This window comes from Streptomyces sirii, from assembly GCF_045690365.1.
Lineage (GTDB): Bacteria > Actinomycetota > Actinomycetes > Streptomycetales > Streptomycetaceae > Streptomyces > Streptomyces sirii.
Window position 1 is genome coordinate 1,032,867 of record NZ_CP147982.1, and the last position, 20,478, is coordinate 1,053,344.

Annotated in this window: 13 protein-coding genes and 4 pseudogenes; 8 read left to right on the forward strand and 9 right to left on the reverse strand. The window is 67.4% G+C overall.

Going from position 1 to position 20,478, the window contains the following annotated elements; genetic code table 11:
• Positions 1-245: 245 nt before the first annotated feature.
• The 6 genes from WAB15_RS04915 to WAB15_RS04940 all read right to left on the reverse strand — a co-directional run bounded on the left by WAB15_RS04915 (position 246) and on the right by WAB15_RS04940 (position 13,518).
• Positions 246-1,691 (reverse strand): MFS transporter, encoded by a 1,446-nt coding sequence (locus tag WAB15_RS04915; RefSeq protein ID WP_407285456.1) that lies wholly within the window; start codon positions 1,689-1,691, stop codon positions 246-248.
• Positions 1,688-2,038, reverse strand: a complete 351-nt coding sequence (locus tag WAB15_RS04920; protein WP_407285457.1) for a hypothetical protein — start codon at positions 2,036-2,038, stop codon at positions 1,688-1,690. Before WAB15_RS04920 ends, WAB15_RS04915 begins: the two co-directional genes overlap by 4 nt.
• A gap of 470 nt (positions 2,039-2,508) precedes the next feature.
• Positions 2,509-3,471, reverse strand: a complete 963-nt coding sequence (locus WAB15_RS04925; protein WP_399144601.1) for a hypothetical protein — start codon at positions 3,469-3,471, stop codon at positions 2,509-2,511.
• 131 nt (positions 3,472-3,602) lie between these two features.
• Positions 3,603-11,162, reverse strand: coding sequence for an SDR family NAD(P)-dependent oxidoreductase (locus WAB15_RS04930; RefSeq protein WP_407285458.1), 7,560 nt, complete (start codon positions 11,160-11,162; stop codon positions 3,603-3,605).
• A gap of 437 nt (positions 11,163-11,599) precedes the next feature.
• Positions 11,600-13,018 carry a cytochrome P450 gene (locus WAB15_RS04935; RefSeq protein ID WP_407285459.1) on the reverse strand — a complete coding sequence of 473 codons (1,419 nt, stop codon included), beginning with the start codon at positions 13,016-13,018 and terminating at the stop codon, positions 11,600-11,602.
• Positions 13,019-13,386: 368 nt separating this feature from the next.
• The gene (locus tag WAB15_RS04940) at positions 13,387-13,518 is read right to left on the reverse strand and encodes a hypothetical protein (RefSeq protein WP_399144598.1); all 132 of its coding nucleotides are present in this window, start codon (positions 13,516-13,518) and stop codon (positions 13,387-13,389) included.
• A 425-nt stretch (positions 13,519-13,943) separates the two neighbouring features.
• On the opposite strand from WAB15_RS04940, the gene WAB15_RS04945 reads away from it, so the two are divergent.
• The 7 genes and pseudogenes from WAB15_RS04945 (at position 13,944) to WAB15_RS04975 (ending at position 17,960) form a co-directional block, all read left to right on the forward strand.
• Positions 13,944-14,924, forward strand: a complete 981-nt coding sequence (locus tag WAB15_RS04945) for an aromatic ring-hydroxylating oxygenase subunit alpha (protein ID WP_407285460.1) — start codon at positions 13,944-13,946, stop codon at positions 14,922-14,924.
• 367 nt (positions 14,925-15,291) lie between these two features.
• Positions 15,292-15,525 (forward strand): annotated as a pseudogene (locus WAB15_RS04950) (hypothetical protein); the annotation flags it as partial.
• Positions 15,526-15,575: 50 nt separating this feature from the next.
• Positions 15,576-16,244: an HAD family hydrolase gene (locus tag WAB15_RS04955; RefSeq protein ID WP_407285461.1), complete on the forward strand. Its 669-nt coding sequence runs from the start codon at positions 15,576-15,578 to the stop codon at positions 16,242-16,244.
• Positions 16,245-16,251: 7 nt separating this feature from the next.
• Positions 16,252-16,419, forward strand: a pseudogene (locus WAB15_RS04960) (IS5/IS1182 family transposase); the annotation flags it as partial.
• 116 nt (positions 16,420-16,535) lie between these two features.
• Positions 16,536-16,712, forward strand: a complete 177-nt coding sequence (locus WAB15_RS04965) for a hypothetical protein (protein ID WP_407289368.1) — start codon at positions 16,536-16,538, stop codon at positions 16,710-16,712.
• Positions 16,713-16,793: 81 nt separating this feature from the next.
• Entirely contained in the window at positions 16,794-17,438 is a 645-nt protein-coding gene (locus WAB15_RS04970) for a TetR/AcrR family transcriptional regulator (RefSeq protein ID WP_407285462.1), read from the forward strand.
• Between the two features lie 81 nt (positions 17,439-17,519).
• Complete coding sequence (locus WAB15_RS04975) at positions 17,520-17,960, forward strand: GNAT family N-acetyltransferase (RefSeq protein ID WP_399144594.1); 441 nt, start codon at positions 17,520-17,522, stop codon at positions 17,958-17,960.
• A 34-nt stretch (positions 17,961-17,994) separates the two neighbouring features.
• Here the strand turns inward: WAB15_RS04975 and WAB15_RS04980 are convergent.
• Positions 17,995-18,183 (reverse strand): annotated as a pseudogene (locus tag WAB15_RS04980) (hypothetical protein); the annotation flags it as partial.
• Here WAB15_RS04980 and WAB15_RS04985 point away from each other — a divergent pair.
• Positions 18,180-18,800: pseudogene (locus tag WAB15_RS04985) on the forward strand (sigma-70 family RNA polymerase sigma factor); the annotation flags it as partial. The pseudogenes WAB15_RS04980 and WAB15_RS04985 overlap by 4 nt on opposite strands.
• A gap of 36 nt (positions 18,801-18,836) precedes the next feature.
• Here WAB15_RS04985 and WAB15_RS04990 read toward each other — a convergent pair.
• Positions 18,837-19,658 (reverse strand): VOC family protein, encoded by an 822-nt coding sequence (locus WAB15_RS04990; RefSeq protein WP_407285463.1) that lies wholly within the window; start codon positions 19,656-19,658, stop codon positions 18,837-18,839.
• A 103-nt stretch (positions 19,659-19,761) separates the two neighbouring features.
• A complete protein-coding gene (locus WAB15_RS04995; RefSeq protein ID WP_399144590.1) occupies positions 19,762-20,382 on the reverse strand; it encodes an L-threonylcarbamoyladenylate synthase in 621 nt (206 codons plus the stop codon).
• Positions 20,383-20,478: the final 96 nt, after the last annotated feature.

The window sequence follows — 20,478 nt, forward strand, 5'->3', positions numbered from 1 at the left end:
CAGCCACGGCAACGCATCTCCGAAGTTTCGGAGCCATCGGACGAGCAGTCCTGGACCAGCCCATGCCCGCCCGCCGCCTGCGCGTCGACCGACGCGGCTACAAAGCCACCATCAGCATCGACATCCCCTCGCCAGAAGCCATCAGCCCATAACTTCACGGCCTTGGCCGAAGGCTCAAAGGCGAGTTCAACCTGAGTAGTAGTTCCTTTCGGTCTTAAGCGTGCTGGCGCCTTCCGGCGAGCGGGTCATTGGTTCGACCGGCTCGGGCTCGGCGCGCCGGCCGGGGAGGCGGTCGGTTCGGCCTCGGGCGAGCGTTGGCGGGCCAGGACAAGGCTGGTGATCGTCGTGATCGCCATCGCGGCGATGCCGACCAACGCCGCCGTGGTGTATGCGCTGTCGTTCGGGAAGATACGGCCGGTGTCGGTGCCGGCGGCGAGGACCAGGCCACCGATGGCGCTGCCGAGCGAGTACCCGACGCTGCGCACGACGTAGTTGAAGCTCATGGCACTGGACGTCTCGCTTTTGGGGGTGAAGGCCAGGATGACGCCGGGCATAGCGGCCGAGAAGCTGCCAACACCGAAGCCCAGCACACTCATTGCTGCGAACAGCTCGGCCAGGTTCGACCGGGCTGTGGCAAAGAGGACGAACCCGCCACCGATAACGACAGCGCTGCCGGCCAAGAGCATGGCGCCGTCGATCCGTTCGAGCATCCGAGGCGTGAGCTTGCCGGCAACGAACCCCAGCACAGAGAACGGGATGAGGACCAGCCCGGCGACGAAGGTGGTGAGCCCGTAGCCGTAGCCGGCACTGTGCGGCGTCTGCGCGTACCGGGTGATGAGCGTGAGCAGGATGTACATGCCGATCGCACCGACGAACATGGCGACGTTCGCTCCGGCAACCGCCGGGTGCCGTAGCGCCCGGAGATCGACCAGGGGCTTCTTACCGCGCAGCCCGGAGACGGTCCAGGCGCAGAGCAAGAGCACGGCAACGACGGCGAGGACCACCGCCACGGCGAGGTGATGGCTCCATAGGCTTTTCTGGCCGGCAAGGAACAGGACGAGGAACAGTCCACCCGCCAAAAGGAGCGCGCCCGCTATGTCCACGTGGGCGGAGCGGCCTTCGGGAGCTCTGGGCATGGAGCGCCAGGCGGCCAGGAAGGCAATGGCGGTGACGAACAGACCGAGGCCATAGGCGGCGCGCACCCCGCCGAACTCGGTGAGCAGGCCGGCGAGAGGGTAGCCGACACCGACCCCGATTATGGAGACCACCGAGACCAGGGCGATGGTGGCCGCGCTGCGCTCCTCGGGGAGATGGTCGCGGGCCACGCCCATCATCAGCGCCGTCAGACCGAGCCCGACGCCTTGTGCGGCCCTACCGACGAGCAGCCACGCGAACGGCAGCGGTAGCACGGTGAGCGCACTGCCAGCGACGACGACCGCCAGCGTGACGAGAATCGTGGCTCGTCGGTGTGGTCCGGCTCCGAGCCGGCCGAGGATGGGCGTGGCGACCGCGCCGCTCAGCAGCGCGATGGTCAGCGTCCACTGCGCGCTGTCGAGCGAGACGTGGAACGTGGTCGCCACGCTGGTGATGAGCGGCGCCCCGAGGCTGGCGACTGCCGCGACGACCAGGGCGATGAACACCAGGGAGGGGACCAGCAGCCGCGCCTCGGAGTGCTCCCGGGTAGTGCTCATCGGCTGGTCCCGGTCGGGATGTGGTCGAACAGGCCGGGACGGATGCGAGTCCGGACCCCCTCCGCCCACGGCTCGTCCAGCTCAGCGACCGGGAGCGCGGCGCCGTTGTTGAGCAGCATCCCGAAGTCCGGGAACGCCTTGATCGTCATGGGATCGAGCCCGGTGGTCTCGGCAACCGTCTGCCGCATGCGGCCGAAGCTGATCCGTACGGAGTCGCGGACCTCAGGGTCGCCGCAGGCGGCGAGGCCGAGGCGGAGCCGCTGAGGGCCCACGCGGTGCCGTGAGGGCACCGTCGCCTGCCGGGGAGCCGGACGCGGCAGGGCCGTTAATGCGGATTGGGTGGTCATGTACAGGACTGTATGTCCCGGAGCAAGCCGCCATCCAATCTAATCTCGGACTGATCTTGATAGCCGTAGGCTATCAACTATGGAGATACAGCAGCTCGTTGCTCCGTAGCCGTTGCGATGGTGAGGCACTTCACACGTGCGGCGTCGACTCTGGGGGAAAGGTCCGCGACCGGGTGATCGGGCCGGGGCGGACCGGTCCATCTGCAGGCGATCAGGCGGCAGTGCAGGCGTTCCACCAGGTGGTACTGCTGGTGCCCGTCTCGGACTGGGCTCCGGTGGTCGAACCCGACGGAGTCATCCGGGCCTGGGTCGCCGAACTCGCCGGCGATGTCCTCAGCGGCTGGCCGAAGGTGGGCATGCGGCTGATCGTGCAGCCGGGCCACCACCATGCCCACCACCCGGAAAACACTCCGCACGAACGCAGAAACGGCCCGCCAGAGAGACTGACGAGCCGTCATGCGAGATCGAGGTCAGTAAGCGCCGTTGAGGAATGGGAGAACGTCTGCGGCATCCGTTATGCCGGGTGGCGGGCCGTCGACTCGTGTGCCCGGGTGCGCGTTTTGGATGATCATTGGTGCGAGTGTCGGGGTGGTGTTGACTTCGATGAAGTGGTTGATACCGAAGTTCTCTTGAAGGTCCGCGACGGATTCGATCAGGTTCGCGGGTTTGGTCCAGATGGCGAGTGACGCGTTTCTGACTGTGTCAGATTCGATGATGGGTCGGCATTCGGTAGTGAAGTAAAGAGGGGGTAGTACGGGCTGCACGGTTCGTTCTTTTTGCCGGAGGATTGCCTGGAGGGCTGCCGGCTTAAACAGCGGGGTGTGGATGGGGAGGAGGGCAGCGAGACGTCTACAGGGGATTCCTTTGCGTTCCGCGTGACTCTCCAGTAGGTCCAGGTCGCCGTCTCGGCCGCATACAACCGTTTGATTCGAGGTGTTGATCATGCCGACGTGGAGGCCGTCTTCTGAGATCTGCCGACACATCGCCCAAGCGGTCTGCTGGTTGGCGGCGAGGGCGAGCATTCCACCCCGCAGTGAAAGCCTTTTGGCTTCGATGAAGCCCGTGAGGAGAACATCGATTGTTTCCGCCATGGACATGAGGTCGGTGATTACACTTCCGACATTGAAGCCTGCGCCATGCCCGAGAAGGATGGATGGCTGAACTTTCAGATCTAGCGACATGTATACGGAGTACGGGACAAGTGTTGCCGCAACCAGGTTATGGACGTATTCCGTTTCCAGGCTGGGGGCTGGCCCAGAAGCTCCGGTGGTGAGTCTGCGTGTTACGGGTGGCTGGCCGATTTCCGCGAGCATCTGGTCTGTTATCTCAAGAGCATCGGCCACGCTCGCGTTCGTGTGAGCCAGCGTGTGCAGGATCCCCGGAGGGTAAGGGTTGCTGAATGGTGGAAAAGCGAGGGCTGTCGTGAGCGGCATCTGTTCTCTCCCGGGATATCTGCCCGTTCGTAGCCACTAGGAGTAGGGGCTGCTTCCACGAGGTTGTCCAGAAAGCGGATTCGGCCTGCCTCACTGCCGAATCCGCTTTCTGGATGACTAACGCGGGGTTGTTATGACTGGCTCTCGGGGCGCAGGTGCTGGAGGACGGTGGCGGCGATGCTGGTGAGAGATGCGGTCATGACTTCGGGGGCGGGGATCGCGCAACCGGTGTGGCGGCGAATGTGGCCCATGAGTTCGGTGGCGGTGAGGGAGTCGGCGCCGAGTTGATCGATGCGGCGGCTGACGTCGACGCGATCGGGTGTGGTGTGGAGACCGGAGGCCAGCCAGGAAGTGAGGGCGTCGAGCAGTATCGGGCGGGCTTCCTCTGCGGTGGCAGCGGCCCGCAGGCGCGGCAAGAGGCTGTCGTCGGCGCCGGCATCCGGCGTATGGACCAGCGTGGCGGTACGGGGTGCGGTGACAGCGGGGAGGAAGGCCATGAGCGCTTGCTCACGGCCCCGGGATTCGGCGACGACCGCGGTGACCGTGGTGTCCGGGTGGTGAAGCAGCATGTCCAAGCGGTCCAGTGCTTGGGATGAGGTCATGGGAAGGATGCCGTAATCGCTCATCACTGAGGTGATTCCGGTGCGGAGCACGTATCCGGCGTCGGAGATGGCGCCCAACTGCAGGACGGTGGCGGGCAGGCCGTCGTGCCTGCGCTGGCGCGCGATGTTCTCCAGGGTGAGGCTGGCGGCGCTGTACGACGCTTGCCTCCTGTTGCCCAGCAACGCAGCGAACGATGAGTACATGGCGAAGAAATCGAGGTTGCGTTCGCGGGTGTGGGAGTCGAGGAGAAGCGCTCCGGTGAGTTTGGGGTTCAGGACGGTCAGGTAACGCTCGACGGACAGGTCGGTGACCTCGTCGTCATCGAGGACCATGGCAGCGTGGACCACACCGGCGAGCCGGCGTCCGCTTGCGTCAAGGTCACGGAAGAGCTGGTCGACAGTCTTCGGGTCGGAGATGTCGACAGCGCGCGCGTCCACCTGGACTCCCTGGTCGCTCAAGCTGCTGACCAGGGCGGCGGCGTCTTGGTTGCGTGCGGTGCCACGTCGGCTGACGAGCGTGAGGTGACGCGCTCCCCGGCGGACCAGGTGCCGGGCGGTCTCGGCCCCGAAGCCGTCAAGGCCTCCGACGACCAGATAGGTTGCCGTGGGATCCAGCACTGGCTGCTCGGGGGCGCGATCGAGGCAGACGCCGTCGTCCAGGACGATGACAGTCTTCCCGGCCTCCTGACCAGCCAGGACGCCGTCCATGGCTGCGTAAATCTTGTCGGCAGGGTAGACCATGTGGGGCACTGGGCGGCATTCGCCGCTGTCGATTACCTTCTGCAGGTCCTGCAGGCAGCGATCCACCGTGAGTGAAGGCTGCTCAAACCAGCCGACGACATCGATGGCGTGAACGGTGGCGTCGCGGTCCAGGGGCGGCATGTGCAGCGGCGTCGGTGACGGCGCGGCGAGCGGTCCGACGTCGAAGAAATGCCCCCCTGGCGCCAGGAGGTCCAGCGCACGCTGGCGCAGGTCCGCAGTGAGAGAGCTGAGATTGAGTACGACATCGACGCCGCCTTGGGCAACCTGCCGGACCTCCGCGGCGAAGCCGGGAGCACCCGAGTCCACCACATGGTCGACCCCCGGAAGATCCAGCAAGGCGCGCAGAGCCGGCGTGGGGGCGCCGACGATGACGCGGCTCCCGGCGCGCCGGGCGAAATCTATGGCCGCCAGGCCCGTCCCGTCAGATCCACCCAGGATGAGAACGCTGTCGCCAGGCCCCAGACCGGCCAGGTGTCCCAGGACATGGTGCGTGGTCAGCTGAGCTATGAGAAGGGTTGCCGCCGCGGCGAAGGTGACCTGCTCGGGGAGCTTTACCACCCGGTCGGCGCGCAGGTTGATGTGCGAGGCCAGCCAGCCGCCCTGCGTGATCCCGGCAACCCGGTCTCCTGGGAGGATGCCGGTGACGTCGTCTCCGACGGCGGTCACGATCCCCGCGCCTTCGCAGCCGAGGTGCACGTCGCCCGGACGTGCACCACGGGGCGGGAGCAGGCGCCCCGTGGCGAAGAGAGCGTCACGGCCATTGAGGGCCGCGGCCTGCACGCGGACGGTGATCTCATCCGGCCCTGGGGCGGGGACGCTGCTGTCCTGCCAGACAAGCTTGTGGGGGGTGCCGGCTTCGCCGTGGACGGCTAGCGCAAACTGCTCAGTGGCGCCGTGGGCGCGTGTCTGCCGGGTTTCCGGCAGCGCCTGCACCCGCACAGCGAAGCGCCCATGCGGAGTGATCACGCATTCGTCTTCGGTATCGGGGTGGGTGATCTCGTACGCGACGTGGCCGGCCGTCTGCCGTGCCGACCCCGCAGTCCCGCTGACGACACGGATCCTGCGGACGGTGAGCAGCGGCTGTTCGTTGGCCAGAGTGCGGGTAGCGCCCCATAGGGCCGCGCCGGTATGTGTCATCGGGGCGTCCAGCCTGTCGGCAGTCGTGCCCGCGACCAGCCACAGGGTGGGCTGAAGATCTTCGCCGGCCTGCGCACAGGCGGTTGCCAAGGCACTCAGCTGCGCGCAGGCACGGGCAGCACGCGCGGTGGTCTGCTCGACTGTCGTCTGCTCGGTGTCGTCGGCGATCAAGACGATGTCGACCGGCCCCGCGGCCGGCAGCAGAGCCGCCCAGTCCGTCTGCGGCTGGAGATCCGAGAGCACCACCTCGCGTGTTCCCGTGGCGGTCAGGGCGGCTGCCACGAAGTCGCCCAGGCGGTCGGCAGAGCTGTCCCCGCTCTCAGCGATCAGCAGGCACGGGGGAGTTGCGCCGTCTGCGTCCTGGTCCCGCGGCGTGCTGCCGGGTTCAGTGCCCATGGTGCGGACCGCCGCGATGACCGATGCAGGAATGCCCTCCTGTTCCGGCTGTGCGCTCAGGAATGCGCTGGCGGAAAAGCCCGCTTGCTCCAGCACTGCCCCCCACTGGTCGCGGGTCAGCGCCGCGCCGGTCGGCCGCAGATCGGTGTCGGAGGAATCCCAGAAGGAGTCCAGGATGCCGAACAATGTCGCGACGTAGGAATTGGTGTGCAGTTCAAGGGCAACGAGCTGACCGTTGTCGTCCAGGAGCGTGGCGGCGTTACGCAGCCCCTGGGTGATGTCGGTCGTTGTGTGCAGGGCATTGCTCGCGACGACGAGATCGAAGGATCCCGCTACGAACCCTTGCTCGGTGGGATCAGCGCTCAGGTCGAGGGCGTGGTACTCGAGGAAGTTGAAGGCGGCGAAGCGAGCCTCGGCCTTGGGGAAGAACGCCGAGGAGACGTCGGTGTACACGTAATGCGTGCGCTCGGGCGGCAGGTGGGGCAGGATGCGAGCGGTGAAGCCCCCGGTGCCGGCGCCGATCTCCAGAATCCGCAATGGCCGATCAGCCGGCCAGTCGGCCAGGGCGGCGCGGATGTATGCCACGGCGGCATCGGACAGGTACGTGAGCCCTGGATCATGGTTGTACACCTGCGCCGCGATCGGACCGGATTCGCCGAACAGCACCTCCAGCCCCTCCACCTCACCAGTGAGGACGCTGGGCAGGCTGCGCCCGACCCACGCAGCGGCCTGCCACATCACGATGAGCTCTGGGAATTCGTTCAGCCTGTCCTGCAAAAGCTCCTCAGGCGCCGGTGTTCCGCTCTGGCACCAGCCCCCCTCGGCACGAGCGGTCAGCAGCCCGTACCGGACCGCAATCGCCAACATCATCTCCACCAACGGGCACAGGCTCTCCCTGACGCCGGCGCTCTTCAGGTCATCGAGGCTGAAAGCCTGTCCACCGACCGGTCCGTCGAGCTTGATCGCACCTCGTGCCACCGCGGAGTCCAGGATGCTGCTCACCGCAGCCGCCATGTAGTGCGCGCTCAGCTGCCGAGACCTTTCCATGTGGCCGTCATAGCCATGGTCCCGGAACGCGTCATCGAGCCGGGTGACGACCGGGCCGCACTCATCGACGACGCGCGAAGGCGCAGGGAGCGGACAGGGGGTGCCGGGCAGCGCGGTCATCCGCGGGCGTGCCCTGAGTACCTCGGTGTAGAGCTCGGGCGCAGGAGAACCGCTGTTCTCGATGCGCCGCGCGTATACGTCCCCCAGGCCGAGCAGGACTGTTCCGCCGGTGTCACAGACGGTGATGTCAGCCATGAGCCCGGTCTCAGTAACGGACGTCAGCCGCATGTACGCCATGACGGTGGCGGGCAGGGGACCCCAGACGCGGACGCTCCCCACCGACACCGGGAGGTGCGGAACGTAAGGCTGCGCGGAGCCGGAGACGACGTGAGCGGACAGCGGCAGCATCGCTTGGAGGCAGCCGTCGAGGAGAACGACACGGGCCTGATGCTCAGTGCCGGCGAACTGATCTGTATGAAGCCTCGCCAGCCCTTCGCTGTCCTTGACAGTCAGCGTTGCCAGCGTACGGAATGCCGGCCCGTAGTTGAGCGATACCGCGGCGCAGGCCCGGTAGTGGTCGGACATGTCCACGGGTTCGCTGATGCGGCCGGCGAGAGCAGCCACGTCGACCGGGGCAGGCCTGACATCGGCCAAGCCGCGCCACCGCCCGTTCACGTGCTGGACGGCCTCAATATCCGCACCAGTGTGCCCGGCGACGACGAAGGTCCCATCGGGACGGACGGTGGTGGTGGTGCGTACCGGAGCCGATCCGGGGTCGCTGGGCAGGACCAGCGACCTGGCCAGGGATATGTCGAGCAATTCCACGGGTCCGCCGGACACCTCGCGGGCCGCCGACAGCGCCATGTCGAGAAAGCCCGTGCCAGGCATGAGGACAGCGTCGCCGACCTTGTGATCAGCGATCCAGGCTGCGCTCTGCTCCCGCCCCCACGTCGGGTCGGCCGCAAGCAGGCGCCGGCCCAGCAGCGGATTGGACGGAACCGGCTGCGTCACCGGCGCCATCTCGTGGTCGGACCACCACGAGGGGTCTCCCAACTGGTAGCGCTGGCGCTGCCACGAGTAGCCCGGGACATCCACGACGCGTCCGCCCTGGGGGAAGAACCGATCCCAGTCCAGCTGCGCCCCAGCCGCGACCGCGTGCAGCACGGTGCCGTTCAGCGCTTGTGGGCCGGCGCTGATCCGGGTCAGCGTCGACGCCACCTCCACCGACGCTCCCTCATCGACGGCGATGCGGCGCAGGTAGCCGCTGAGCGCCGGGTGAGGGCCGACTTCGACCAGAACGTCACAGCCATGCTCCTCACCGACGAGCGCCTCGACCGCCGCGGCGAACTGGACCGGTTCACGCACGTTGCGCCACCAGTAGTCGGCGTCCATCTCGTGATCTGCGAGCGCGCGGCCGGTGACGGTGGAGACCATCGGGATCTCGCCCTGGCCGGCCTCAAGCTCTCCGAGGCCGTCCAGCAGCGGGCCGCGGACAACATCCATGGCCGGGCTGTGGAAGGGGTAGTCCAAGCGCAGGAACCGGAAGGACACACTGTCGCGAACACAGCGACCCTCAACAGCCTCCAATGTCTGGCTGTCCCCGGCCAGGGTGACGTCATTGCCGGAGTTCACAGCCGCGATCACCACACGGTCGCTCGCCCCCATCTCATCGAGCAACCGCTGAGCCTGCGCAGGCGACAGCGCCAACGCCGCCATCCGCCCGGTCCCGAAGGTGGGCGCCTGCGCGAGGCTACGGTGCGCGATCACGCGACATGCCTGGGAACGATCCAGAATTCCGGCGCAGTAGGCGGCCGCGACCTCACCGACGCTATGACCCGCGACCCCGTGCGGTCGCACCCCCCGCTCGCGCAGCGACATGATCAATCCGGCCTGCAGGGCGAACAGCATCGGCTGCGCCACCTCTGTCAGCGCCCACCGCCCGGTGTCCGGCGTCGCCATTTCCGCCTCGACCGACCAGCCCAGCAGCGGTTCCAGTTCGCGGCTGACAGCCCGAACCTCGGCGGTGAAGGCAGCGTCCTGCCCCAGCAACTCCGCACCCATCCTCGGCCACTGGGTACCGTTCCCGCTGAAAATGAACCCGACACGTCCCCGGGCCATGCTGACGGCCGATGCCGCCTCGTCCGACGCGCCCTTTTCCGCCGTCTCCCGCAGTGCTTTCGCGGCCGCTGCGCCGCTGGAGGCCAGCACGGCCGTGCACAACTCACGGCGCTCACGACGCCGCGCCGTGGTGAACCCGACATCCACCAGGGCGGAATCGTCAAGGCCTTCCAGGTAGGAGGCCATCGCCAGCGCCGACTCCCGCAACGCCGCATCCGTCCGGCCGGTGACCACCACCGGCACGGCCACACCCGGCTGCCTGCCCTCAGTCCCCTCGGCCCCGTCCCCGATGACGCCCGGGGCCGGCGGCGCATCCGGCAACTCCAGCACCACGTGCGCGTTCGAGCCGCCGATACCGAACGAATTGACCCCGGCGATACGCCGCGCGTCAGCCCCACCGTCCAGCGGCTTCATCGCCGTCACCGGGTCCAGCCCCAGCCCGCCGAAATCGATCGCCTGGTTCAACGGTTCCGCATGCAAGGTGGCGGGCACCCGCTGCTCGCGCAGGACCAGCATGGCCTTGAACAGTCCCGCCATGCCGGCCGCCGCTTCCAGGTGACCCAAATTCGACTTCACCGACCCGATCGGCAACGACTTCCCGCCGCGCCGCCGCCCCAGAACCCGCCCCAGAGCCTCGCACTCCGTCGGGTCGCCCGCAGCCGTCCCGGTCCCGTGAGCCTCCACGTACGACACCTGGTCAGCGCGCACACCAGCCTCGGCGTACGCACGCTCCAACATCGCCGCCTGCGCATCCGCGCCCGGCATGGACATCCCCAGAGTCCGCCCGTCGGAATTGACCACCGAAGACCTGATCACCGCGTGCACCCGGTCACCGTCGGCCAGAGCACGGCTCAACGTCTTCAAGAGCACCACCCCCGCGCCCTCCGACCGGACGAAGCCATCGCCGTCCTGCGAAAACGAGTGACAACGCCCCGTCGGGGAGAGCATCGACGCCTGGCTGGAGATGACGTGCCCGCCCGGGCCGAGCACCAGATTCACCCCGCCGGCCAACGCAGCCTCGCAACGGCCCGAACGGACCGTCTCAGCCGCCAGATGCAGTGCCGTCAAGGACGACGAACACGCCGTGTCCACCGTGTGGGACGGTCCATGGAAATCAAAGAGGTACGACAGGCGGTTCGCCGCACTGAACGCCCCCGTTCCGGTGGGGGCGAACGAATTCATCACCCCGGGACGTCGCAGCAGCAGACCCCAGTAGTCCTGAACGGTCAGCCCCATCACGACCGCCACGTCCGAACCCGCCAGCAGCCGCGGATCCACGCCCCCGTCATCGAAGGCCTCCACCGCGCACTCCAGCAGCAGTCGTTGCTGCGGATCGATCTGGCCTGCCTCCTTTGGCGAAATACCAAAATACTCCGGGTCGAACCCCCACACGTCCCCGACAATGCCGGCCGCCCCGGTATACGCCTTACCCGGTCGCACCGCACCATCGCTGACAACGAAATCATCGGTACTGAACCGGTCGCCGGGTACCGACGTCACAAGATCCTGGCCAGCGGCCAAGGCATCCCACAGCCCGCCCAACGTGGTGATCCCCCCCGGGAGACGGAGCCCCACCCCAATCACCGCAACAGGCTCCCCCGGCCCCTCGGCAATCCTCGCACCACTCATGTCGCCTCGCTCCTGACTCACCATCACTGCGCCTGCCTTTCACATATTTTTCCGCACGCGTGACCGTCCGCGTTTTTCATATGAGTGACCCCTCGCGTTTCCGGACAGGGGACCTTGCAGTTATTTACGCGGCTGCCTGTAATTCTCAGAAATTCTCAAAGATACTCATACTGGTCCCCATGCGGGGACCAGTAACCGATAAAGAGTAAAGACGATCCGGATTTAGCGGAGCCCGATCCACCGCACAATGTCCTCGCGGGCCTTCTGGCGCGTCACGTAAAAGGAACGCTGCCGCGCTGCCGGAAATAGGTCGATATTCCCCGGAAACCCTGGAGGCTTCCTCACTCCAGGGCACGGGCGACCTTTGAGATCGGCTTGCCGATCTCCCTGGGCGGCAGAACCTGCCGCACTATCTCAAATGGATCCGTGCGCTCGCGCTATGATTTGCGCTCTGGTGCAGTCCTGGCACTCAGGCGCATCTTGAGATGACGTGGTCCCATTGAGGGAGTGATAGCCGGAGGTTTCTGTCCGGGAATGGTTTCCACGCGCCAGCGAGAGGCGATTTCCGTAAGCGCCAGCACAGCCTCAGCGATGGCGAACTGGTCGCCGATGCATTTGCGTGCACCGCCGCCAAAGGGGAGATAGGCCTTATTGCGCGGTGCTGAACGCAGCATTTCAGCGTCCCAGCGGTCAGGATTGAAGACGTCAGGGTCCGTGTAGTAGCGCGCTTGGCGGTGCACGGCGTAAGAGCTGTACGCGATGGTCGTCCCGGCCGGGATTTCATAGCCGCCCAGGTGGGTGTTTGCTGTGACGAGCCTGGTCCATAGCATCCCAGCCGGCGGGTACAGCCGCAGCGTCTCGGTGATGATCTGGTTAGCAATTTTCAGGTCGGGCAGGTGGTCGAGGGAAACCGGCCTGCCGTCCAGGACGCGATCGGTCTCGGCCCACAGCCGCTCCTCGATATCCGGATTGCAGGCGATAAGGTACAGCGCCCATGACAGGGCAATCGCTGTTGTCTCCGAACCTGCCACCAGGAAGGTCAGGACCTCGTTGCGGAGTTCGGCGCTGCTGAGCCGCTCGCTCTGGCTGCCGTCGGCCGGGTCATCGGGGTTGCCTGGATCGCGGGCTGTCAGGAGCGCGGAGAGCAGATCCCCACGGTCCTCCGGGTCCACCTGGGCCTTGGCGATGATGTCGGTCACGGTGTTGTGGAGTCCGGCCACAGCCCGCTGATAGCGCCGGTTGCCGGGGGTCGGAATCCGGTTCAGCACCGCCGGGCTGAATGTCTGCCGGTACGTCGCGTGCAGCACCTCGATGGCGTCGCCGACCGTCTGACGCAGGTCCTCTGGGGACACCATCCCGCCGAGCATCGCCTGCAACATGTTATGCATCGTCAGGCTGAGCATTTCCGCCGGCATGTCCAGGACCTGACCATCACGCCACGGACTGGTCCGCAGGATTGTCCCCTCGGTCATGGCCCGGGCGTAGCCGGGAAGTCGGCTGCGGTGGAACGCAGGCTGAACCAGCCGGCGCTCCCGTCGGTGCATGGCATGCGGGCAGGTCACCAGACCGTCGCCGAATACCTCCCTGGCCTTGTCGAACAGCAGACCGCCCTTGTCGTAGGTGCGATCGTTGAGATATATCTGCGAGATCAACTCCGGGTCACAGACCATCACCGCCTTGAGCGGGCCGACGTTGACGCGCATCATGTCGCCGTCCGCGGGCAGCGAACGCAGGAACCCCCTTGGATCACGGAGTGCCTTCACCGCATGACCCACGACCGGGAGGCCGCCAGGCGCTACAGGAACGGTCTCGCTGGGATCTGCGGTGGTCCTCTTGCGTGCAAGCACGTTGCGCATGCGATTCCCCCAGGTGCGTCAAGTCACATTCAGGCCCATCTGAAAAGAGGGCCGATAATGAATGATTGAGTGTCTTATTGATGCGACGTAGATGAGCGCCTTTCGCGGCAGTCAGGCTAGCAGCATTCGCACCCCTCTGGCCGGATCAGTTCCTAGATCGTCGCCTTGCTCACTTTCAGGGCTTCCAAAAGAGTCGCCTCGCGCCAATGCGCATACGAAAGGTGACGATGCGGATCACGGCGGGAGAGCACCGTTCCCATTCGCTCGGACGGAATCACCCCAGGTCACAGCCATGTTCACCGTGATCGCGCCCCGGTGGGAAACCGAAGCCGGATACGCTGCTGCCGTATCAGGCCCGCGCCGAGCAGCTAAATCGACGTGCGCCCCATGCGACCGTCGCGCGAGTGGAACCGAGGCGGGGATCCTAATACCAGCAGCACAAATTCGTCATTGAGCGCGGTTTTCCGGTTCACCTTCGGTTCACCGTTGAACTGGTCCATGGAACTCCCTCGAGGCCGCCTCGGCGCCTACCGTAGAAGTTCCTGCGACACGGTGGACCGGTGTGGCAGGTAGATGACACCCCAAAGGCACGCGCAAGGCATCCACAGACACGATCGTGCTCGACTCCGTGGCGGCCGCGCCCCAGGCCGGCCGCCGCGGACAGCAAGGCCGCACCGAAGGGCGCTGCCGGGCAGGACCGCCCGGAACTGCACGGCTGCTGACACTGCAGGGGCAGGTCGGCGCGGTGATCGCCGTCAGGAGCGGTCCAGTCGCTACTAGCGCAGTGGCCGCTCGGGTGGCGGCCGTGAGCAAAGGGACGAGGAGGAAGACCTTGAACAGGCAATCGCTGGCCAGGCTCCGACACCGAGTGCGGCCGGGAGCCGTTCCGTTGCGGGCTGACCTCGCCATGGGAGAGGGAGACCGGGTGCCACTGCCGTACCCGTCGGGATGGTTCTGCCTGGCGCTGTCCCGTGAGGTGCCGGCCGGCGCGGTGGTGAACCGGCGCTTCATGGGCCGCGATGTTGTCCTCTACCGCACCAGGGGCGGCGTCCTGCGGGTCGTGGATGCCCACTGCCCCCACCTGGGCGCCCACCTCGGCGCCGGGGGGGTAGTTGATGGCGAGCATCTGGTGTGCCCGTTCCACCGCTTCGCCTTCGACGTCGAGGGATCCTGCGTCAAGGTCCCAGGCGGAGCCCCGCCCCGGGCGACGCTGGCGCAGTTCACCGTGCGCGAGCGGAGCAAGATCATCTACGTGTGGCACGGCCATGATGCCGCACCGCCTGCCTGGGAGCCTTCAGAGCTGCCTGATGACAGGTTCGCGCCCGCCGCCTCCTGGAGCACGCTCCTGGCCTCGCACCCACAGGAGGTCATGGAGAGCTTCGTCGACTACCAGCATCAGCCGATCGTGCACAACGTTTCCCTTCATGAGGTGACCCCGCCGGTAGATGAAGGGCCGTTGCTGCGCATATCCTTCAGCGCGGCCATCAGGCTGTCCGTCCGCTTGGCGACCATAACGGTGGAGCAGGGCTTGGTCCTGTCCGGCCTTGGCCTGGCGTCGGGGGAGGTGACGCTGCACCAGGTCGGAATGACGTTGGGGGTAGTGCTTATGGCGACCCCGGTCGGGCCATGGCAGACGCACTTGCGTGTAGCCGTCGTGACAGAGGCCGCTTCGCGCGCGGATTCCCCCCGGCTCCGGAAGGCCGCCTCCATGTCCTTGTCCGCGGTGGCGGGGCAAGCGCTCGTGCGGACCATAGCCCACCAGATGGGCCAGGATGCCAGGATCTGGAACCGGAAGCGGTACGAGCCAAACCCCCAGCTCACCCCTGGGGAGAGCGCCATCGGCCAATACCGCCGTTGGGTGCGTCAGTTCTACCCCCCGGACACGTGGCCTACCGGGACGTCGTGATCGCCGCTGACCTGGTACCGCCTGCCACCACATCCTCCGGCGCCGCGACTTTGAGCCTGGGCGGCGAGCGCGCGCGTTGATTCCATACCCTGTCGTGGCACCCGCTCGTGTCGACGGCCTGCCCGCCTCGTCCGGGGCCGGCGGGCGTCCCGCGGTGTTCGGATACGTCCACTTCCCCTTCACCAAGCGGCGGTGCCAGGCCGTCAGGGTAGGACCTGACCTGCGAAAACGCTCCCGATCTAGACCATCTGGACCGCACAAGACGCTATTGACAACCTGGGCCATGTGGTTCCACCGCCGACGTCGGCGGTGGAACCCGCTGGAGGCAACCCGCATTGCCTGTATGGCCTGCCAGGCCATACGGCTCGGGCGCAAGGCGCTCGTCGCCGAGGTCGACGTCGGCGAGCCGGCCCGCCGACTCGGGCTGCGGGTACCGGAGTTGGTGCTGGTCGACTTCGACCCCGCGGTCACCGCCGAGGAACCGCACCAGGAAGTCCAGGATCGGCTGCACTCCAGCGCGGGCCTCAACCTCGGTATGGACGCCGCCGACTTCGCACCGGGCGCACTGGACGTCGATCCGATGGAGTGCGCCAGGGTCGTCTAAGGGCCGTCCCGTAAATGATCTCCAGAGCTTCCTGGCATGATCACGACGTGACCAGTGAGCTTGTGCAGCCCAGCCCCAGGAAGTACGTACTCTTCGATGTCGACGGCACGTTGATCGACGCCGTGGACAACCAACGCCGGGTCTGGGAGATGTGGGCGGGGCGATACCGGCTGGACGCGGATGAGGTCTATCGGGTGGCGCTGCGGACGCGGCCGACGGAGACCTTCGCACAGGTAGCTCCGGACCAGGATCCAACGGAGTGCCTGGCTGTGCTGCATGAACTGGAGGACGAGGACGTTCGGTCCGGCGTCTATACGGCCTTCGACGGTGCGTCGGAGCTTCTGGGCACCCTGCCCGCGTCGTCGTGGGCGCTGGTGACCTCGAACTACGAGCACCGGGTGCGCGGGCGATTTGCCCGGACGGGCCTGCCACTCCCGCGCGTCATAGTTGACGCCGCCGCGGTGGAGGAGGGCAAACCGTCCCCCGTGCCCTACCTGCTGGCCGCCGAGCAACTCGGTGCCAAGCCCGAGGACTGCCTGGTCATTGAGGACGCCCCCTCCGGAGTCGAGGCAGGGCTGCGGGCCGGTATGACGGTGTGGGGGGTCAACGCTGCGGTTGCGGTGGACGGCGTGCACCGTCACTTCGGGAGCCTGTGTGAAGCAGTCCCCGACATCCTCGCCTTCGCCCGCCCGGAGGGATCAGCCGGGATGGGGTGATCACGGTGTGGCTGGTGTGATCACGGCGTCGGAGTCGTCGTCCTGGATAGCCCCGTTCACTGGGTTGAGCCCGCGCCAGTTCGCCAAGCTGGTGACCGTGCTGCGGCGGGCAGGCGCGGACGCGGTCCGCAGGAGGCGGCGCTGGAGCCTTTCCCTGGAAGACAGGGCGCTACTGGACCTCGCCCTAGCCGGATAGAGAGCGGCCCGCCAGTCGACTGACCGCGCTCTCCCGCGCTAAAGATCATTTACGGGACGGCCCTTAGCTGGACGCGTTCACCGCGAATGTGGACCGTGCCGCGCGAGGTCGTCGCCGCCGTCCCGGACGCCTGGCTGCTCGACGAGCCGGGATTCGGCACACCGGATGAGGTCCGCGACGCCTACGTCACCCACCTCGCCGCCCGTGCGCGGGTCTCGGCCCGGTGGCTCCCCCAGCACCTGCCCGACCGCGCACCGCTCCCGGCACGCTGACAGCGCCCCGCGCCGCGCGCCCCGCAAAGGTGCAGCACAGCGCGATGCAGTGCACTGCGGCAGGACGATTAGGGTTGCGGTATGAGCGAAGGGCTGCGGGAACGCAAGAAGCGGCAGACGCGGCAGCGCATCTCCGAAGTGGCGATCGGCCTGTTCGTGGAGCGGGGCTTCGACCACGTCACCATCGCCGAGGTCGCGGCGGCGGCGGACGTCTCGGTCAACACCCTCTACAACTACTACGAGGCCAAGGAAGACCTGGTCCTGCCGCCGGACCAGGCCTCCCCGCGGCGGCTCGCCGACATCGTCCGCGACCGGCGGCCGGGCGAGTCCGCCGCACGGGCCGTACTCGACCACCTCCGGGACGAACTGCGGCGCCGTGACCGCAAGGTGGGCCTGACCGCGGGCTTCGGCCGCGTCTTCAGCATGATGCGGGCCGCCCCCACCCTCACCGCCCGCCTGGAGGACCTCGGCCGGCAGATGACCGAGGCGCTCGCCCACGTCCTCGCCGAGGAGACCGCGGCCGCCCCCGACGACCAGACCCCGCGCCTGGTGGCCAGCCAGATCGGCTGGTTCCACGCACTGCTCTACAGCGAGATCGGCCGGCGCATCGAGGCGGGTGAGAAGCCCGACGAGATCGCCGATGCCGCACTGGAACTCCTCGACCTCGTCGAGGAGATGCTGGGCGAACGCGCACTCGGCTACGCCACACGCAAGGACGCGGGCTGACCTCCGTAGCGCGGTGGCCGACAACCAGTTACGCGGCAAAATGGAGTTGACGTCCGAGGCGCACTCGGGTCTTCTGCTGCGATGTCTGACCTTCGCTTCCAACAGCCGGACGATGACGCCACGCTCAAGGACTGGCAGCACGTCCACAACGTGATCATCCCTACGCACCTCCTGCCTCTCGACGACGTACGGGAACGCGCACAGCTCCACCACCTGGAGGTCGCATACCTCGGCGGCGTTCTCGTGGGCTGCAGCACGGTGCGCCCTCCGTCGGACGACACGTCGACGGCCACGGTGATCGCCCGCGTACTCGCTCCGCACCGTGGGCAGGGGTTCGGCGAGGAGCTCTATGCGCGCGGGCTCGACCGGGCGCGAGAGTGGGGCGCCAAGGTGATCGAAACGGTGGTCCTGTCCTCCAACGAGGACGGTCTGCGGTTCGCCCACCAGCACGGGTTCGTCGAGATCGAGCGGTACCTGCTGCCGGGGGACACCATTCCCTGGATCGATCTGCGCCTTTCCTGACCCGAGTCGCCCGGGACTCCTCGGCGCGCGGCGGCTACGCCCGCTTGCCGAGGCGCTCCGGCAAGCGGGCGGACGGTGCCCGACCCAGCAGCAGCACGCTCAGGCCGAACATCACCACACCCAGGGGGACATGGAGCGACGGCAGGTGCGCGATGCCCAGGGCCACCTACACCGAGGCGAGTACGAGGAAGCCGGAGGCGTACAGGACGGGGCGGGGCGATCCGAGCGGTCGTCGGCGAACGGCGCCAGCTGATCAATCTCGCCTACCGGCTGCTCGGTTCGCTGGCCGAGGCCGAGGACGCCGTCCAGGAGACCTACACCCGTTGGTACGCGATGTCGCGGCGCCGGTGGCAGGACATCGAGTCGCCCGGCGGCTGGCTGACGACGGTGGCCACCCGTATCTGCCTGGACCTGCTCGGTTCGGCGCGGGTCCGGCGCGAGCGCTACGTCGGCTCATGGATACCCGAGCCGCTGCCCGACCGTACGGAGTGGAGCGGCGGGCCGGCGGGCGGCGACAAGGCCGACCCCGCCGACCGGGTCGCCTTGGACGAGTCGGTGAGCATGGCCTTCCTCGTCGTACTGGAGTCGATGACGCCTGCCGAACGTGTGGCGTTCATCCTGCACGACGTCTTCCGATACCCCTTCGCCGAGGTCGCTCAGATCGTCGGACGGACACCGGCGGCCTGCCGGCAACTGGCGTCCTCGGCCCGGCGGCGGATGCGCGCGGCGCAGGCTCCGGCGGCTCCGGCGGCCGGGCAGGCCGATCTGGTGCGGCGTTTCAAAGAGGCGTGGGAGGCCAGGGACATCGAGGCCCTCGTCGGCCTCCTCGACCCCGGCGCCCCACCGGCCCGGAAGACGTGGCGACGCAGGCCGCCGCTACGCCTCGCTCATCTTCGGCATGTCACCGACCGTCGTGCGCATATCGATCACCGCGAAGGCCGCGCCCTGCGGGTCGGTGAGGGCGGCGAAGCGGCCGAACGGGGTGTCCATCGGGCCGAAGTGCAGCCGGCCGCCGAGCTTCCTGGCCTTGGCGACGGCGTCGTCGCAGTCCTCGACGTCGAAGTAGATCTGGACGTAGCTGGGGATCTCCTTCGGGAACTCCTCGCCCATCTTCATCCGGCCCAGCACCGGGTTGTCGGTACCACCGACGCTGAAGACCTTGAAGTCCATGCCCTGGGCCTCGGGGTCGTCACCGGGCTCCATCTTCCGCGCCGAGTACGGGAAGACCTTCTTGAGGAAGTCGTCGGCCGCGTCCGGCCGGCGGGTGAAGAGCTCGGCCCAGCAGTACGCGCCCGGTTCGGCCGTCTTCTCGAACCCGTGGTGCTCGCCGGCCTGCCAGACGCCGAAGACGGCACCGCTGGGCTCCTTGGCGAGCGCCATGGAGCCGAAGGGGCCGACCTGCATCGGCTCCATGAGCAGAGTGCCGCCCGCACCCTTGATCTTCTCGGCGGTCTCGTGCACGTCGGAGGAGGCGAAGTACAGACACCAGGCGGAGGGCGCGTCCTCGGTGCCGGGCATCGGCGGGACGACGGCGGCGACGGCCTTGCCACCGGAGTAGGCCTGGGTGTAGTTGCCGTACTCGCCGGAGGACTCGCCGAACGTCCAACCGAGCACCTCACCGTAGAAGCCCTTGGCTCCTTCGACGTCCTTGAACATGGCGTCCGCCCAGCAGGGGGCGCCTTCGGGGAAATCGCTCATGGGATGGCTCACTCCTCTCCCACTTCCCACGCTAGGCGCACGGCGTCCCGGCCGCGCGGGGAGCACCGCGCGGGACCGTCCGGGCGCCCGGAGCCGGCCGCGGCTACTCGAACCGCGTCGGGTCGCCCGCGCCCCGGCGGACGATCTCGAAGCCGCCGCCGGAGAAGTCGATGACCGTGGTCGGTTCGGTGCCGCAGTCGCCCGAGTCGACCACCGCGTCCACGACATGGTCGAGCCGCTCCTTGATCTCCCACCCCTGCGTCATCGGCTCCTCCTCGTCGGGCAGCAGCAGGGTGCTGGAGAGCAGCGGCTCACCGAGCTCGGCCAGCAGGGCCTGAGCGACGACATGGTCGGGAATCCGGACTCCGACCGTCTTCTTCTTCGGGTGCATCAGCTGGCGCGGCACCTCCTTCGTCGCGGGGAGGATGAAGGTGTAGCTGCCCGGAGTCGCGGCCTTGACGGCGCGGAACACGTCGTTGTCGACGTGCACGAACTGCCCCAGCTGCGCGAAGTTCTGGCATACGAGGGTGAAGTGGTGGCGGTCGTCGAGGTTGCGGATCGAGCGGATCCGGTCGATGCCGTCACGGCTTCCCAGTTGGCATCCCAGCGCGAAGCAGGAGTCCGTCGGGTACACGACGAGAGCGCCTGAGCGGATGCTGTCGGCCACACTGCTGAGGGTGCGCCGCTGAGGATTCTCGGGGTGCACGTCGAAGTACTTCGCCATCCGGCGAGTCTAGGGGGTGTCTTCCCGATCTGCGGGGATGAGCCTGCGGCGTCTGGTGCCGTGCGGCTCGGCATCCGGAAGTCGCACGAAGAGCCG

Bases quoted from the DNA above. Each gene is read 5' to 3' on its own strand.
- WAB15_RS04935 (WP_407285459.1), bottom strand. From the start codon at position 13,018: ATGCGCAACGTGCTTGCACGCAAGAGGACCACCGCAGATCCCAGCGAG.
- WAB15_RS04975 (WP_399144594.1), top strand. From the start codon at position 17,520: ATGTCTGACCTTCGCTTCCAACAGCCGGACGATGACGCCACGCTCAAG.
- WAB15_RS04915 (WP_407285456.1), bottom strand. From the start codon at position 1,691: ATGAGCACTACCCGGGAGCACTCCGAGGCGCGGCTGCTGGTCCCCTCC.
- WAB15_RS04925 (WP_399144601.1), bottom strand. From the start codon at position 3,471: ATGCCGCTCACGACAGCCCTCGCTTTTCCACCATTCAGCAACCCTTAC.
- WAB15_RS04995 (WP_399144590.1), bottom strand. From the start codon at position 20,382: ATGGCGAAGTACTTCGACGTGCACCCCGAGAATCCTCAGCGGCGCACC.
- WAB15_RS04990 (WP_407285463.1), bottom strand. From the start codon at position 19,658: ATGAGCGATTTCCCCGAAGGCGCCCCCTGCTGGGCGGACGCCATGTTC.
- WAB15_RS04930 (WP_407285458.1), bottom strand. From the start codon at position 11,162: ATGAGTGGTGCGAGGATTGCCGAGGGGCCGGGGGAGCCTGTTGCGGTG.
- WAB15_RS04970 (WP_407285462.1), top strand. From the start codon at position 16,794: ATGAGCGAAGGGCTGCGGGAACGCAAGAAGCGGCAGACGCGGCAGCGC.
- WAB15_RS04920 (WP_407285457.1), bottom strand. From the start codon at position 2,038: ATGACCACCCAATCCGCATTAACGGCCCTGCCGCGTCCGGCTCCCCGG.
- WAB15_RS04940 (WP_399144598.1), bottom strand. From the start codon at position 13,518: ATGGACCAGTTCAACGGTGAACCGAAGGTGAACCGGAAAACCGCGCTC.